This is a genomic window from Actinoplanes sp. NPDC049118 (assembly GCF_040648555.1).
GTDB lineage: Bacteria > Actinomycetota > Actinomycetes > Mycobacteriales > Micromonosporaceae > Actinoplanes.
The window spans coordinates 59,447-76,283 of sequence record NZ_JBEZDY010000015.1; the positions used below are offsets into that span (position 1 = coordinate 59,447).

The window sequence follows — 16,837 nt, forward strand, 5'->3', positions numbered from 1 at the left end:
CTGATGCTCTCCCGGCCGCCGTCCCATGGCCCTGCGCGGTTCCGCCTGACTGGCCCCTGACCTGCGCTATCAAGCGTGAGCGCTCGGGCGTGCGTCGCCATTCCGGGGCATCGGCGACCGGCACCTGACAGGTTTCGCCGATGATCAATTTGCTTTATGGTCTGCGGACCCCGCTCCCAAGATCATCGGAGGCCTGGTGGCTCGCCACGCTCGCCGTCTTGCTGTGCTGCTCACCTTCGCCCTCGTCGCCTCCATGGGCATCCCGAGCGGAGCGATGTCAGGTTCGTTCCCGACCGACTGGTTGCACTGGCGCTGGTCGTTCGGCGACGCGGCGACGGCCGCCGTCGGGATTCCGGTGCAGAAGCGCGGCCCGGGCGACGACCGGTCGCATTACGCCGGGAAGAAGCGCGGCTTCGACCAGCCGGCACCCGCGAAGCGCCCAGCGTGGAAGTCGCCCGCGGCCGGCGGTGAGAACTCCTTCGACCCGGCACGTTCCACCAAGGTGGACGGGCGCTCGAACGCGTCGACCGACGTGTTCCAGAACCCGGACGGCACGCAGACCGCCAAGGTCTCCACGGGCAAGCTGAACTACAAGGGCAGCGACGGCAAGTGGCGTCCCATCGACACCACGCTGGTCCGCGGTGGCGACGGCCGACTGAAGACGTCCGCCAACGCCTTCGGCACCTCGCTGGCCGCTCCAGCGAAGCCGGCCGCCGCCGGTCTCCGGGCGGTCGACGCCCAGGCACGACCCATGGCCGAGGATCTTGCCCGGATCACCCTGCCGAGCGGCGAGGAATTCGGCTACGGGCTGCAGGGCGCGGCTGCGGTGACGCCGACGGTCAAGGGACAGGAGGCCTCCTACCCCGAGATCCTTCCCGGCGTGGACCTCCAGATGCGGACCCTCGCGACCAGCCTCAAGGAGATCCTCGTACTCAAGGGGCCGACGTCGCCGCGCGAGTTCGTCTATCCGCTGCACCTGAAGGGCCTCACGCCGCAGCTCACGGCTGACGGCGCGATCGAGCTGCGTAACGAGGCGGGCAAGGTCGCGCTGCTGATCCCGCGTCCGTTCATGGAGGACTCCAGCCCCGTCGGTCCGATGGGCGAGCGGGCCAAGTCGCATGACGTGTCGTACTCGCTGATCGAGGTGGACGGTAAGCCCGCGTTGAAGGTCACGGCCGGCTCCGCCTGGCTCGACGACCCGGCGCGGGTGTGGCCGGTGCGGCTCGACCCGACCGCCAACACGCTCAACGAGGGCGACGCCTTCGTCGACAACGAGGCGGAGACCACCCCGTCCGACCAGAACGGCGACTCGCTCGCGGTGGGCCGCTGGCAGAACAACATCGCCCGCTCCTTCGTCAAGTTCTCCAACTTCGACGAGGACGGGTTCGTCGGCAAGCGCATCACCGGCGCGAAGCTCTGGGTGTACCTCACCTGGGCGAGCACCTGCGACTCGTACCGGACCGTCTATGTGCACAAGGTGACCGAGCCGTGGACGGTGGCGGAGGTCGCTGCGGGCGCACTGGCCGCCGGCCCCACCTACACCGCGCCGATCGGCTCGTCGAAGATCACCGATCACACGCCGGGGTGCACGAACACCGCGGCGAACCGCTCGGTGGGCCAGTGGCACGCGATCACGCTGGACCCGACCACCCTGCACGACTGGGCGACCAACCGCGGCGGGAGCAACTGGAACCAGGGCCTCGCGCTGACCGGCGAGGAGGGCGTCACCGACTCGTGGAAGCGGTTCACCTCCGGCAACTACAGCGACAGCTACAAGATCTACCTGGAGATGACCTACGCGAACAACATCGCGCCGCAGGTCAACACCCTCTATCCGAGCTCCGGTACGCAGTCGGCGACGCTGACGCCCCAGCTGATCGCGGATGGCTACGACCCGGACGGCTTTCCGGCGGCGCTCGAGTACAACTTCGAGATCTACGAGGAGTCGGAGACCGGCGCCCAGACGAAGATCAAGGAGTCGGGCTGGCGCACCGACAAGACCTGGACCGTGCCGAGCGGCGTGCTGAAGTGGGGCGGCCGGTACCGGTGGCAGGTGAACCTGAACGACGGCCGGGTCAACGAGGGTGTGCCGTCATACACCTGGCAACCGGCGTGGCGATACGTGCTGACCACGCCGGTGCCCCAATCGGTGATCACGTCGGAGCTGGAGCAGAACGGTGACGCCGGCTTCACGGCCGGATCCGGTTCGTACACCACGGAGGCGACGGACGCGCAGATTTCCTCCGTCGGACCGACCCTGGGGATCAACCGGTCCTACCACTCGATGGACAACCGGGTCACCGGCGCGTTCGGCGCCGGCTGGTCCTCGATGCTGGACGCCAAGGTCACCGAACGTAAGGACGCCCTCGGCGCCCTGGTCACGGTCGAGGTCACCTATCCCACCGGCCAGACCGTCTCGTACGGGCGGAACAGCGACGGCACCTTCTCCGTGGGGTTGGGCAGGTATGCCCGGTTCACCGCGGTGACCGGGGGCTACCAGCTGGTCGACAAGTCAGGCGTCAGCTACCTGTTCACCACCGGTCTCGGCACCGGCGTGTACGGCATCACGTCGGTGACCGACGGCAACGGGCGGGCTCTCAACCTGACCTACACCGGCGGCAAGGTGAGCCGGCTGACCTCGTCGGCCACCAAGCGCAACCTCAACGTCGTCTGGGCCGGCGCGCACGTCGCCTCGGTGTCGACCGATCAGGCCGTCGCCGGCGACCCGGCATCCGTATCGACCTGGACCTACACCTACACCGGCGATCAGCTGGACAAGGTGTGCCCCCCGATCTCGTCGACCCAGTGCACGACGTACGGCTACACCGACGCCAACCTGTACCCGTCGACGGTGGAGAACCTCGATCCGTACTCGTACTGGCGGCTCGCCGACACCAGCGGTACGCAGGCGACCAGCGCCGCCGTCGAGCGGATGAAGGCCGACGTCGGCACGTACAGCGGTGTGTCGCTGGGGCAGCCCGGCCCGTTGGGCGGCTCGACGGCGACCGCGGTGACTTACAACGGCACCAGCTCGCGCACGAGCCTGCCCGCCAAGCTGGTTTCGCAGGCCGGACACCAGTCGGTGTCGATGTGGTTCAAGACGTCGTCCACGACGGCATCCGACCATGTCCTCTACGGCCAGAGCTGGGATCCCATCACCCAGGCCACCACCAAATCGCCGTACCATCCGGTGCTCTACATCGGCAGCAACGGGCAGCTGTACGGCGGTATGCCCACCGTGCCCAACCCGAGTTCCCTTGGCAGTCTCATCGGCTCCGCGTCCGGTCGTTGTCTCGACGCCGAGTCCGGCGGTTCCGCGAACGGCAAGCGGGTCGTGCTGGCCGACTGTTCCGGGACCGGCAGCCAGATCTGGAGCCTGACCGCCGACGGACAGCTCAAGTTCGTCAACGGCACCACGAGCAGGTGCATGCGGGAGAGCGGCAGCGATGCCGGTTCCGGCGTGTTCGTGCAGGACTGCAGTGCCACCGCCGCCGACCAGAAGTGGCGCTTGACCGGCGACGGACGCATCGCCTCTCAGGAGTCGGGCAAGTGCCTGAACCCGTCCGGAAACGGCACAGCGAACGCGACCTGGCTCACCATCTGGACCTGTGACCGGCCGTACCAGGCGCATCAGACGTGGTCCGGGTCCGTGCACTCCCCGATGACCGCCGCCGGAGCCGTCACCGACGGGCAGTGGCACCACGTGGTCCTGTCCGCCGCCGGGGATCGGCAGACGCTCTACCTCGACGGCGTGCAGAAGGCCACGCAGGTCGGCGTGAAGATTGCCGACATTCAGCCGCGCTACCAGTACCTGGGCGCCGGCTTCCTGGGCGGCGGTTGGCCGAGTCAGGACAACGCGGTGTCGCACAAGAACACCGGTTCGCCCGACTTCTTCGCCGGATCGATGAGCGACGTCGCGGTGTTCGACAGCCCGCTGACCGCGGACCGGGTGACCGAGCTGTACGCCGCACGGACGCCCCGCAAGCTGCTGTCGCAGGTCACCCAGCCCAGCGGCGTCGTCTCCGCCAAGGTCCAGTACGACCGGGTGACCGGCAAGGTCGCCCAGGTCACCGACTCCAACAACGGAGTCTGGAAGCTCGGCACACCCCAGATCAACGGCACCTCCCAGGTGTACGCGTCGAAGGTGCTCGGCGGTAATCCGGTCGACTACTGGCGACTCAACGACCTGCCCGGCACGTCGGAGCCGTACAACGAGGTCAACGGGAACACGGCGGTGAACTCGGGCGCCGTGCTCGGCGGCACGGCCGGCACCGACGGCCCGTTCCGCGACACCATCGCGCCCAAGTTCACCGCGTCGCAGGTCACCGAGATCACGGCGGACGGCTCCTCCATCAACACGGCCGGCTCGTTCTCCGCCTCGGCGTGGGTGAACCTCACCGACGCCGCCGCGGACCGCCAGGCCGTCGCCGTGCTCGGCAGCCGCTCGACCGGATTCATGCTGGGTTACGACAAGCCGCTGAACCGGTGGATCGCGGTGATGTGCAACGCCGACACCGACACGGCGTCCTGCCCGCGGACCGCCTCCACGACGGTGCCGACGGCCTCGGCGACCTCATGGACGCACCTCGCCGCCACCTTCGACGCGCCGACGAAGACCCTCCGGCTGTTCGTCAACGGGAAGTTGGAGGCCACCACCGTTCAGGCCTTCACACCATGGACCGCAACCGGTCCGCTGGTCCTGGGCAAGTGCCGCTACAAGGGACTCGACTGCGACCGGTGGACGGGTCGCATCGCCGAGGTGGCCACTTTCGCCACCCGGCTCCCGGACGCCGAGATCACCGCGCAGTACAACGCCGCGGACCGGAGCTCCACCGGCGTTGCGATGCCGGCCTCGTCGGTGTCGACAATCGATCCCAAGGGCAACACGAGCACGCAGCTGTTCAACCTGTACTCGGGCCAGGAGATCGCCGCGATCGACGCGCTGGGCAACCTCACCCAGTACGGATACGACCTGGCTACCGGCACGATGAAGCTGACGGTCGATCCGAAGGGCAACAAGACCGAGTTCGTCTACGACGCCCGCGGCAACGTGATCGAGCAGTCCACCTGGCAGGACCAGGCGCAGCCGACCGCGAAGTCGACGACCCGCTTCACCTACTTCCCGGACGCGACGACCAAGTACCCGGCGCCGGATCCCCGCAACGACAAACTGCTGACGATCCGCGACGCCAGGTCGACCGGCGCCACCGACAACCGTTACCTGACGACCTACAGCTACGACAGCCGCGGCAATGTCACCGCCGTCACCGACCCTCGCGGGACGACCACCACGACGCTGACGGACGGCACCACCGATGTGCCGTCGGGCCTGGCCACCAGGGAGACCACGCCGGGCGGCGCGGTCACCACCACGAAGTTCGCCTCCAACGGCGACATCCAGGAGGTCATCGACCCCGCCGGCACCGTCACCCGGTTCGCCTACGACGGGCTCGGCCGGGTCGTGTCCCAGACGGGGATCACGAAGTCGACGCCGTCGCAGGGCCTAACGGCCCGGATCGCATACGACAAACTGGGCCGGGTCGTGACGATGACCGAGCCCGCGGTCCTCAACCGGGTCACCGGTGCCACCCACACGGCGGTGACCACGTTCGGGTACAACGCCGACGGGCAGATCACCTCGACCAGCACTGCGGACACCACGGGCGGCGACGCCACCCGTACCGAGACCTCGGTATACAACACCCTGGGTCAGCTGGTGTCGGACACCGACGCGGCGGGCAACACGACGACCTACGTCTACGACGTGTACGGCGAGGTGGTCAGCGAGACCGACGAGGCCGGCACCACGCTCACGACCAGCTACGACGCCGAGGGGCAAGTGCTGGAGGTGAAGTTCAAGAACTTCACCGGGGACCCCGACAATCCGTCGCCGGCCACCGATGTCCGGTCCGAGTACCGGGTCTACGACGCAGCCGGTCGCGTGGTGAGCAGCACGGACGCCATGGGTTGGGTCACGGAGTTCGAGTACACCCACAACAACCTGCTCACGAAGGTGACCCGGGTCGACGGCGCCAAGCGCTTCGTGCTCGAGGAGAACACCTATGACAAGGCCGGCAACCTGACCCAGCAGGTCACCGAGGACGGCCGGACCACGACGACGCACACCATCGACAACGCGGGCCGGCCGTACCAGTCCACGCTCGACCCCAACGGTGTGAAGCGCACGATCAGCCAGGTGCTCAGCCCGGACGACCTGCCCCTTGCGACCACGGTGAAGGACGCGGCCGGCGTGACTGTCGGCTACAGCGAGTCGATCTACGACCCGATGGGCCGCACGCTGTCCGAGACCACGTACCCGACGACCGGTTCCGCTCCGGTGAGCCGGTGGCGCCTCGGCGAGATCGAGGGAACGACGGCCGCCGACTCGGCCGGCAACACGCCGGCGCAGTTCAGCCCCTCCGACGTCCGGTGGTCGGCGGACCACCCGCCGGCACGGTCCGACCTGACCGGCTCGCTGGAGTCGAACTACGACGGCAACCATGGCCGGCTCACCACCACGGGCCCGGTGGTGGACACCAAGCGTTCGTACACGGTCTCCGCCTGGGCCCGGCTGGTCAACCCGTCGGGTAACCGCGCGGTGGTGTCGCAGGACGGCGGCGACTACTCGGCCTTCGTGCTCGGCTACAACGGCAACAGCAAGTCCTGGCGGCTGCTGACCTGCAACAACGGTGCGACGAACTGTGCCGAGCCCATGTCGACCGCACCGGCGGCGGTCGACACCTGGACCCATCTGACCGGTGTCTACGACGCGACCGCCAATACGGTCAGCCTCTACGTCAACGGCGTGCTGCAGGGCAGCGCGCCGTGGGGCGGCGGAAACACGGCCGCAGGACAGTTCTCCATCGGCGACGCCAAGTGGGGCGCGGACAACCGTACCGACCAGTGGCCCGGCAAGATCGCTGATGTCCAGGCGTATCAGCGGGCGCTGAGCGCATCCGAGATCACCGATGTCTACCGCGGCGCGTCCGCCGCCGCTGACGCCCAGGTCATCCGGGAGTCGGTCCAGCGTGACACCGACGGGGCGGTGATGTCCGAGACCGACGCGAACGGCAACGTCACCCGCTACGAGTACGACGAGGCCGGCGACGTAGCGGTCACCATCGAGCCCGCGGTGACCACCGAGGTGCACGGCGAGGCGCCGGTCAAGGCCAGCCCGATCTCCTTCACGGGCTACAACACCTTCGGCGAGGAGACCGAGTCGAAGGACCCGAGCGGCGACGTGACGACCGTCCGCTACGACGCGCTCGGGCGCCCCACCACCATGCTGCTGCCGTCTTACACCCCGCCGGGCTCCAGCACCCCGGTGCAGCCGCAGGAGTCGGTCGAGTACGACGAGGCCGGACAGGTCACCAAGGTGATCGACCCGCTCGGCAAGGAGACGTCGTTCACCTACGACATGCTCGGCCGGGTCACCCGCGAGACCAACCCGGACGACAGCACCGTCCGGTACACCTACAACCTGGCCGACGACGTGCTGTCGGTGACCGACCCGCTCGGTGCCAAGCAGACGGCGACCTACGACTTCCTGGGACGCCAGCTCACCGGCACCGAGATCGTCCGACAGACCTCGGCCAGCCACACCACGGACTTCACCTACGGCGCCGGCGGATGGCTGAGCAAGGTCACGAGTCCGGACAAGGTAGAGGAGAGCTACACCTACAACGCGGTCGGTGAGATCGTCTCGACGACCGACGGCGCGAACGCCACCACCACCTACCAGTACGACGGCCTCGGCCAACTCGTCCGGACGACGCTGCCCGACGGCACCTACTCCACCAGCAGCTACGACCTGGCCGGCCGCAAGATAGCGCAGAAGTCCTACGACGCGGCGAACACGCTGCTGCAGTCGACCGGCATGGCCTACGACCGCAACGGCAACCTGACCTCCGCCACCGACCCGCGGGGCACGAAGAACACCTACACCTACGACGCGACCGATCTGATGACCTCGCAGACCGAGCCGATCTCCGGATCCGACTCGATCCTGAGCAGGTTCGGCTACGACGCGTCGGGCCGGCCCACCCGGTTCACCGACGGGCGCGGCAACGCGTTCTGGACCACCTACAACACTCTCGGCCAGGTCGAGTCCCGGATCGAGCCGGCCACACCCGCGCACCCCGACCTCGCCGACCGGACCTTCACCACCGCGTACGACGCGGCGGGCAGCCCGGTCGCCGAGATCAAGCCCGGCGGCGTACGGGTGAACCACACGTACGACGAGATGGGCCGGCTGGTCCGCTCGACGGGCACCGGCGCCGAGTCGGCGACGCAGGACCGCGAGTTCGACTACGACAAGGCGGGGCATCTCACCAGCCTCTCCGGCACCGGCGGCTCGAACATCCTGCAGTGGGACGACCGCGGCCTGCTCACCTCCGTGTCGGGCCCGTCCGGGAACAGCTCCTTCACCTACACCGCCGACGGCATGGTCAAGACCCGGGCCGACGCGGCCGGCACGACCACCTACGGCTACGACACCGCCGGCCGGTTGTCGTCGCTGACGAACCCGAACACGGGCGTACAGGTCTCGTCGGCCTACAACGCCCTGTCCCAGGTCACGAAGCTCACCTACGGCGGAACGGGCAACACCCGTACGTTCGGCTACGACAACCTGCACCGGAACACGACCGACGAGCTCAAGACCCCGGCGGGTGCGTCGATCGCGAAGATCACCTACGGGTACGACGCGAACTCGAACATGACCTCGAAGGTCACCGCGGGCTTCGCCGGATCGGCCGCCAACACCTACAGCTACGACCTGGCCAACCGGCTCAAGACCTGGAACAACGGCTCCGCGACCGTCGACTACGAGTACGACGAGTCCGGTAACCGGACTAAGGCCGGAGCCAAGTCGTTCACCTACGACGCCCGCAACCGGCTGATGAACTCGCCGTCCGAGCACAAGACGTACGAGTACACCGCCCGGGGCACGCTGCGGAAGACCATCTCCGGAACCGTGCCGCTGGAGACCAAGGCCGACGCGTTCGACCAGATCACCCGCCAGTACTCCGGCGAGTCGACCTTCGTCGACTACACCTACGACGGTCTCGGCCGGGCGCTCAAGCCCGGTTTCGCGTACACCGGGCTCGGCAACGACCTGGCCGCCGACGGGTCCGCCCTCTACACCCGCGACCCCGCAGGCGACCTGGTCGGCATCAAGCAGTCCGGTGCCAGCGTGTACGCGTGGACCGACCGGCACACCGACGTCGTCGGGCAGTTCACGGCGAACGGCGCGAGCCTGGCCGGCTCCACGACCTACGACCCGCTGGGTGCGGTCGTGGCCTCGACAACCAACGTCGGCAACCTGGGCTTCCAACAGGAGTTCACCGAGCCGGAGACCGGCCGGGTCAACATGCACGCCCGGTGGTACAACACCGAGACCGGACAGTTCGACACCCGGGACTCGGCGAACCTGAGCCCGTTCGGCGGGTCGGCCAACGCCAACCGCTACGGATACGGCAACGGCGACCCGCTGAACGGCATCGACCCGTCCGGCCATTCCTTCATGACCATGAAGGGCTGCAAGGGCACCTTCTCGTGCATGTTGCAGGGGTTCGTCAACGCCTTCGACTTCATCGAGATGGCCGACAACTTCATCTCCGCCTTCCGCAACCTGCGGGGCGCGGTCAGCGGCATGCTCGGCGGCCTGGCGGACGATGCGCAGAACTGGTCGAACAACATCGGCGCCGCGATCCGCGACAAAGTCGACTGCGGCGCCTGGTGGATGCCGATGAAGGAGAGTTTCTGCACCACCGCCATCAACAGCCTTGCCTTGGTAGGCGGCTGGGCGTGTGCGCTGAGCGGGGTCTGCCAGATTCTCAGCGACTGCTTCGGCGGCGGCAGCAGACTCGCCTGCGCCGAGATGGCGGGCGGCATCATCGCCGACGCGGTGAAAGCACTGATCACCGCCGGCGTCGGTGCGGCCTCGCGGCTGGTAAGCCGGGTCGACTCCCTGATCAAGCGGTTCGGCCTGCCCAAGCGCGCCAAGCCCGGTGGCGCCAAGAAGAAGGGCGGTGGCGACGACGTAAAGAAGGAGAAGAAGAAAAAGAAAAAGAAGAAGGGCGGCACTGCCAAGAAAAAGAAGAAGAAAGAAAAGAACAAGACCCGCAACAAGAAGGACAAGCAGCCCAAGAAGGAAAAGAAAAAGAAGAAGAAGCCCGGCAAGCCCGGCAACAAGGGCGGCGGCAAGCCCGGCGGTGGCAACAAGGGCGGCGGCAAGCCCGGCGGTGGCAACAAGGGCGGCGGCAAGCCCAGCAACAGCAAGCCGGTCGACGACGGCCCGACGTCCGATCCGCGCCGCAACCTGCCGTCGGCCTCGGACAACGACGGCGGCGGTCACGGCTACGACGACGAGTCCCACTACGGCACCGAAACCGACTGCCACAGCTTCGACCCGGCCACCAAGGTCCTGATGGCCGACGGGTCGACGAAGGTCATCGCTGACGTCGAGACCGGAGACAAGGTCACCGCCACGGACCCGAAGACGGGCGAGACCACGGCGCAGCCGGTGACGACGCTGCACAAGAACCTGGACACCGACCTCGCCGACGTCACGGTCAGCACCAAGCCGGTGGACACCTCCGGCGAGGCCAAGGTTGCCGAGGGCCAAGGCGGCCGGTCGACGCGCGGCCCGACCGAGACGGTCCTGCACACCACGCAGAACCATCCCTTCTGGGACGCCACCGCTAAAGCATGGGTGAACGCCGAGGACCTCGAGCCGGGCGTCTCCACGCTCATCGGCCCCAACGGCGAAACCCAGTACGTCGCCGCGGTAGACACCTTCACCGGCGCCAAGGAGATGCGCGACCTCACCGTCGACGTCATCCACACGTACTATGTACTCGCAGGTCAGAGCCAGGTCCTTGTCCACAACTGCGGCGGATCGGAAGACGGTCATCATGCGTCGTGTGCGTGCGCCGCTGGAGACCAGCCGCGCATGGCAAACGGCCGGCGGGGCTCGAATCGGGTGCGTGATCCGAATGAGCCGGAGTGGGGATCGACCGAGCGGCGTGCGGAATGGAAGAAGCACTACAACGACCCGAACTCGCTGCTGACCGCGGCCCAGAAGGCGGTGGTCAAGGCTCGGGGATACGCAGGGCCCCAACGCATCAATCCTTGGACGGGTGAGCTGGAGACCATGGAGCTGTCTCATGAGCCGATCCCCTTCCGTGATGGTGGTGATGTGACGGTGCCACGTTGGCCGGATGATCACGCTGCCATCGACGAGTTCCGCAAGCTCAAGGGGAACCGGATTCCGTTCACAAATACTTATCCGGACGACGACTAGGTAAAGGGGCTGTCCAGTGTCTGGCGAATACCGACTGCGAACCGAGTGGGATGACGACATCCTGGATGGCGGCCCGGATGGCTTGTACCACACACTGGACAGCCTTGTGCTGGGCGAAAATCCGGTCGCCCAGCTGAGACCGGTCGACGATGACGGCTCGTTCGTCGAAGCCGCCGTCCGCGAGGACAAATCGTTCCAGGTCCGGTTCACCGAGGCGGGTTCGGACGTGGTTGAGAGCGTTTCGGATGCCGATATCCTGGCGGTTCACCAGGCATTCATGCGATATGTGCGTGCGGATGCAAGTTGGGCGGCCGCAGTCAGGGCGCTGGACGGTACGGCGTTACAGTCAGGCGAATCAGCGACGGCAGTCGACTACCGCGAGACTGGCCTGACCATCGCCACTGCGATGATCGATTTCGGTAACCGCCAACGTCGACGGGGCGCGGGTGTAGTGGTGCCACCGGTGATCCGGTGGGGATCGAAGGAGGTGATCACCGGGGATGTCTGGAAGGACGTTCCGGAGACTGGACGCCTCGCCATCAGGGTGACCGGATTCGATTCCAGCCGGGGGAATGGGATAGCTGTCTCGGCGATGGGTGGGACCTTGACGTTCGGGGACGAACCGCCGGTCGCTGAGCTGATCCTGTGGCCGCAGAGCGATGCGCGGGAATTCACGATGAGTTTCACCGCTCCGAAGCGGGCCATCGGAATCTGCAACGTCTACATCGTGGCGGGCCCGAACTGGTCTCGAGTTGATCGGTGGTCAGAGTATGCCGGCATGCTTCGAAGAATCGTTTCGAGGGAGGAGCGCGCCTACGACTGCAATCATGCGCTCACCGACCCGCCCGCCTTCGATGACCTGTCCTTCTCGGTTTCGCTCACCTAGCCGGCGCGTTTCATCACTGACCTGTGACTTTGCTGCCAACCCTCAACCTTCCGGTTTGCCGCACATCGTCAAGTGTGGAATGGGGCTTGTCTCATAGAAGCGCAAACCTCGGAACCGTGCCTAAATCGCATCACTATGAAAATGGGTAGCGATGGAAGTTGATGGCGAAGCGAGAAGGTGAGCGCTGGAGTTGGTTCGCATTCTTCGAGACCCTGGTCTTCCGGACGGCGAAATTGACGGTCTCCTCCTTGAATTGGAGCGGACAACCGAGGATCTCGACGGTCGGCGCGCTGACCGGGGTGCCGCGCAGCGGGTCGTGGTGCAGCACCTTCTTGGCCAGGTCCCAGACCGGCGTGCCGACGAGGTAGGTCTCCGCCAGGCCCACCGCGGCGTCGCGGATCAGCTGGACGATCTGGTCGATGATGCCGCGGACGAACGCGAGCGCGTCGTGCCGTAATCCATCACGTCGCGGGGGCCGATGGCATGTCTTCCACGACGACTCTGTCGGCCTCGATCCGAAAACCCAGGACCGGATGCACAGCGGGGTTGCCTCCTTCGCCGTCCATGAGGACCGACTTGCCAAGTCGTCGGCCGACTGAGCGGAGGAACTCGCAGAAGACGTCCAGCGCCTCCTGGTCCCGTATCTCACGAACATTGATATCGAAGTCGATCTCCTCGGGCGCGTAGAAGCAGAAGATCGCTACTAGGCTCGAGGTGATCCAAACGCGGAGAGCAGGACTCTCGGCGTCAGCAGGCCGACTGAACACCGCCTCCGCGCGAGGCAGCGGCAGAATCGTATCGCCTTCGGCGTACTCGAAACGCCAGGCGCTCGACGCAACGAAGTCCAACAGGCTCTGCCAGTCGTCGGTTGAAGTCTTAGGAACGCAGAGATCTGGGAGGGAACCCATCAACTCAGCATCGAAGACGGACTGGACGTCGTCCCACAGCAAATCGGGCGGCATACGGCCATTCTCCTATGGCACCGGCTACCGGATCTATTCCGCTTGAGCGCGGCGTTGCTGCGCGGCCGACGCGTACTCAACTAGCCGCAGGGCGCGCGGCCGGTTCGCGCTCCCGAGACGCGTTGAGTCAGCGAGGCGGTGCGCCGACCTCAGCTTCACCGATTCGCATCAGCCATGATGGTCTGACGCGGCTCGTCCGGGCCGGCCTCCAGGCAATCCCCAAAGCCCGGACGATGCCGTACCTCGGCTTCGTCTACGAAGCGTAGATAGCGCTGGTCCCCAACCTTCGCCATCAGGGATCGCCCGACACCGTCTGCCACCGCACCTGCAGGGACCGACACAGATGCTGGCCAACCAGGAGCACTTCGAGAAACTGGCGGAGATCCAGTTCGCCGGCTGATGGTCCGCGACGACCCGTCGCAGGCAGCGGGTTGGAGGCGGCGCCGGTCGGCGTCGCGTCCACGCCGCTGTCGATACCGATCGAATGAACAGCACGTTCGTCCTGAACTGGGGGTCGTGGATGTCCGTGTGGGAGTTGCTTGTCGCCCAGCAACCGCCACGGAAGGATTTCCCGCGATGGCTACCTCGACTTCTCGTACGATCCGATCCCGTACCAGACACCGCATCACCACTCTGATCGCCAGCGTCGCGCTGCTCCTCACACTGAGCCTGGTCGGGGGACAGACGTCGGCAGCCGCCGTCGAGGTTGACGACTGGACGCAGTCCTGCTCGAGCTGGTCCGAGTTCCAGCTCTGGCAAGTCCAGGACGAGTGGGCGCGCGTGAGTCACCGCTCATGCATCGTCTGGACGACGCACACCGCTAAGGTGCGGGCAGCCACGGAATTTCGCGTGGACTGGCCCAACATCGTCAATTGCTCGGCGTCAATCGGCAGCAAACCGGCGTGCGCCGTAGCCACGCTGAAGGACCCGACCTTCCGCCTCAATTCGAACGGACTTCTCTCGTTCCTTTGGTACGACCTTGGTGGCAGCCGCCGATCCGAATCCGACCCAGTCCGGTGCCAGAGCTGGCAGAACGTGCACAAGACCTGGGGATTCAACGGGTCCGCCCCGCGCAAGGCCTGCAACGGTCGGGTGTTCTACATCAGAGACAATACGCTGGGGAGCTACACCGTGAACAGTAAGCACTTTGGCGATCGGCTCAACGACGGCGACGGCTGGAAGGGTCTGACCCAGACCGGCGACTACACCGTGAAACTGCGGCGTTCCGGTCGGGTGACCACTCTCGCCGGGTAACCGTGGCGCGATGCTCGTGATCACCGCTCCGCCGGAATCGCTGGCGCCGCCACCGTCGGCCCAATCGGGGTCCGTGTCACTGAGCGCGGACTCCGATCTCGGCCGGTCAGAATCGGTACCAGGTCAGCTCGGGCAGACCGAAAGGCAGGCGCGGCATGTATGACGTCGACGATAGTGCCTGGCACGGGTGAGAGCAGCCGTATCCTCATTTGCCGCGGGCCGTGCGCGGCTTGCTGACCTGCCGTTACTATCCGTGGCCGACCAGACCGTCCGCCACGCCCTCCACTGCGCGTTCGTGCGAGACCTGGCTGCGCACCAAGGCGGGCACCCGCTCGACACAGGTGTGATCCTGCCGCCAACCGTGCGGTGAGTGAGCTCAGCGCGGCAGCAGCGGGTACGCGGTCACCCCGTTGCCGATGATCGCTGTCAGCATGGTGGGGGTGACGTCGAGTCGGCTCGCTGGTCCGGGTGTGGAGGTCGACCAGAGGGTGCCGCCCGATGCCGGGTCTAGCTCGTGGAGAACCGAGTCGTGGGAGCCGACGAAGAGCCGTTCACCGCTGACCGCGGCGACGCTGGGATTGAGCAGCGGCCGGCGCCAGCGCACGGCGCCGGTGCGTACGTCCAACGCGATCAGCCCGGCGTGCTGGAGCGTGAGTTGCTCTTCCGTGATGCTCACTACGACGATATCGCCGACGGCGGCGAGCCCTTGCACCTCGACCGTGACCTGCGAGTCCTGCTCGGTGATGCCGCGCAGCGGCGCGCCGGGGTGCGTCACCAGCGGCACGGTCCAGGCGGACTCGCCGGTTCGGGTGTCGACGGCGACCAAGGTCCATCGCCGCTTGTCGAGGATGACCACGTACGCCCGGTCGCCGTGCCCCGAGAGCCGCAGACTGTGATCGACGGCGGTGGACATGCGGCTCCTCCAGCGGACCTTGCCGTCCTGCAAGCCGATGCCGTACAGCCAGGACACGCTGTCGCGTCTCGCCGAGGCGCAGACGACCCCGGCGGTGCTGGTGAAGCACTCGTAGCCCAGATAATCATCGACCCGCACGCGCCACCGTTCCCGGCCGGTGCGGGCGTCGTACCCGATCATCGCGGACCCGGCACCGCTCGTCGCCGGCTCGAGGAGGAACGTTCCCTCCGTCCCGGCGACGTTGTCCGCCGCAATGGGGTTGCGCCACCGCACTGCGCCGGTTTCGGCGGCGAGGACCTGGTAGCCCTTCGGACCCTCCACGAGCACCATGGACGTGCCGATCCCACGGATGCTGTAGGCGCCGCGGGGTCCGCCGTGCCAGCGCTTCGTGCCCGTCTGCGGGTCGAGGGCCAGCACTCCGTCGGCGTGCAGGCTCACGAACGTCGACCCCACCATCATGGACATCGGTAGGTCGTCGCGCTGCCAGGCGAGAGCGCCAAGACCGACCGCGCGCGCCGGCGCCGGCGCCGTCGTCGTGGGCCTTTGCGAGCGCACCGACCGCTGGTGCCGCACGCCCCACAGGCTGCCGCCGACCGCAGCCGCAGCTGTTGCCGCGGCCCCGGTGAGCACGAGCCTGCGAGACACTCCCGGCCGCCGGACCATCCCGCCGAGCAGCAACTCGCGCCCCTGTTCGGCGGTCGGCCGTTTCTCCGGATCGGCTCTCAGCAGCTGCATCAGCGCCGGCGCCAGGGCTCCGGCCCGCTGCGGCGCACGGATCTCATGACGGGCGTACGCGACCAGCATCGGCAGGTAGCCGTCGCGGTGGAACGGGCCTACCCCCTCGATCGCGTAGTACATCGTGGCAGCGAAGCCGAATACGTCAGCGGCCGGACCGGGCGGCAGCCCCTTGGCCTGTTCCGGTGCAAGGTAGCCCGGTGTACCGAGGACCACACCCGTCTCGGTGAGAGTCTCGGCGTCGGGCAGGACGGCGAGCCCGAAGTCGGTCAGCCGCACGTCGCCCGCGTCGGAGATCAGCACGTTGGCCGGCTTGACGTCGCGGTGCGTGATCCCCGCGCTGTGCGCCGCCTGCAGCGCCGACAGCAGCTGCAACCCGATCCCGACGGCGCGCTCGACGCTCAGCGGGCCCTCCTCGGCCACCACGTCCTTCAGCGACCGCCCGGACACGAGTTCCATGACGATCCAGGGCCGGCCGTCGTGCTCGACGACGTCGTACACGCCGACGATGTTGGGGTGATCCAGCGCCGCGGCCGCCCGCGCCTCGCGCAGGCCGCGTTCACGTCCCTCGGCGACCGTGCGGTCCGAACTGCCCCAGCCGTGACGCAGTTCCTTAACCGCGACTGCGCGGCGCAGCACCTCGTCCCGACCGGACCAGACGACCCCCATGCCGCCGCTGCCGATGCGCTCCAAGAGCCGGTAGCGCCCACCTACGAGGACACTCACCATCGGATGGGCAGACTGCTCCGGTTGCTGGGCAAAGGACGGCACGGCGGCCAGGC

At 67.2% G+C, this 16,837-nt stretch carries 7 protein-coding genes; 3 read left to right on the top strand and 4 right to left on the bottom strand.

Annotation, left to right across the window (positions count from 1 at the left end):
• Window positions 1-196: 196 nt before the first annotated feature.
• Together AB0B58_RS24095 and AB0B58_RS24100 are read left to right on the top strand one after the other, a co-directional pair.
• A complete protein-coding gene (locus AB0B58_RS24095) occupies window positions 197-11,305 on the top strand; it encodes a LamG-like jellyroll fold domain-containing protein (RefSeq protein ID WP_360227550.1) in 11,109 nt (3,702 codons plus the stop codon).
• 16 nt (window positions 11,306-11,321) lie between these two features.
• Window positions 11,322-12,191: a hypothetical protein gene (locus AB0B58_RS24100; RefSeq protein WP_360227553.1), complete on the top strand. Its 870-nt coding sequence runs from the start codon at window positions 11,322-11,324 to the stop codon at window positions 12,189-12,191.
• A 133-nt stretch (window positions 12,192-12,324) separates the two neighbouring features.
• Here the strand turns inward: AB0B58_RS24100 and AB0B58_RS24105 are convergent, their stop codons facing one another.
• The 3 genes from AB0B58_RS24105 to AB0B58_RS24115 form a co-directional block, all read right to left on the bottom strand.
• Window positions 12,325-12,576 carry a hypothetical protein gene (locus AB0B58_RS24105; RefSeq protein ID WP_360227556.1) on the bottom strand — a complete coding sequence of 84 codons (252 nt, stop codon included), beginning with the start codon at window positions 12,574-12,576 and terminating at the stop codon, window positions 12,325-12,327.
• Between the two features lie 76 nt (window positions 12,577-12,652).
• A complete protein-coding gene (locus tag AB0B58_RS24110) occupies window positions 12,653-13,153 on the bottom strand; it encodes a hypothetical protein (protein WP_360227559.1) in 501 nt (166 codons plus the stop codon).
• A 292-nt stretch (window positions 13,154-13,445) separates the two neighbouring features.
• A complete protein-coding gene (locus AB0B58_RS24115) occupies window positions 13,446-13,616 on the bottom strand; it encodes a hypothetical protein (protein ID WP_360227562.1) in 171 nt (56 codons plus the stop codon).
• 113 nt (window positions 13,617-13,729) lie between these two features.
• Here AB0B58_RS24115 and AB0B58_RS24120 point away from each other — a divergent pair, with 113 nt between their 5' ends.
• The gene (locus AB0B58_RS24120; protein WP_360227565.1) at window positions 13,730-14,407 is read left to right on the top strand and encodes a hypothetical protein; all 678 of its coding nucleotides are present in this window, start codon (window positions 13,730-13,732) and stop codon (window positions 14,405-14,407) included.
• Window positions 14,408-14,783: 376 nt separating this feature from the next.
• On the opposite strand, the gene AB0B58_RS24125 is transcribed toward AB0B58_RS24120, so the two are convergent.
• Complete coding sequence (locus AB0B58_RS24125) at window positions 14,784-16,781, bottom strand: protein kinase domain-containing protein (RefSeq protein ID WP_360227568.1); 1,998 nt, start codon at window positions 16,779-16,781, stop codon at window positions 14,784-14,786.
• Between the last annotated feature and the right edge of the window lie 56 nt (window positions 16,782-16,837).

Bases quoted from the DNA above. Each gene is read 5' to 3' on its own strand.
- AB0B58_RS24110 (WP_360227559.1), bottom strand. From the start codon at position 13,153: ATGCCGCCCGATTTGCTGTGGGACGACGTCCAGTCCGTCTTCGATGCT.
- AB0B58_RS24120 (WP_360227565.1), top strand. From the start codon at position 13,730: ATGGCTACCTCGACTTCTCGTACGATCCGATCCCGTACCAGACACCGC.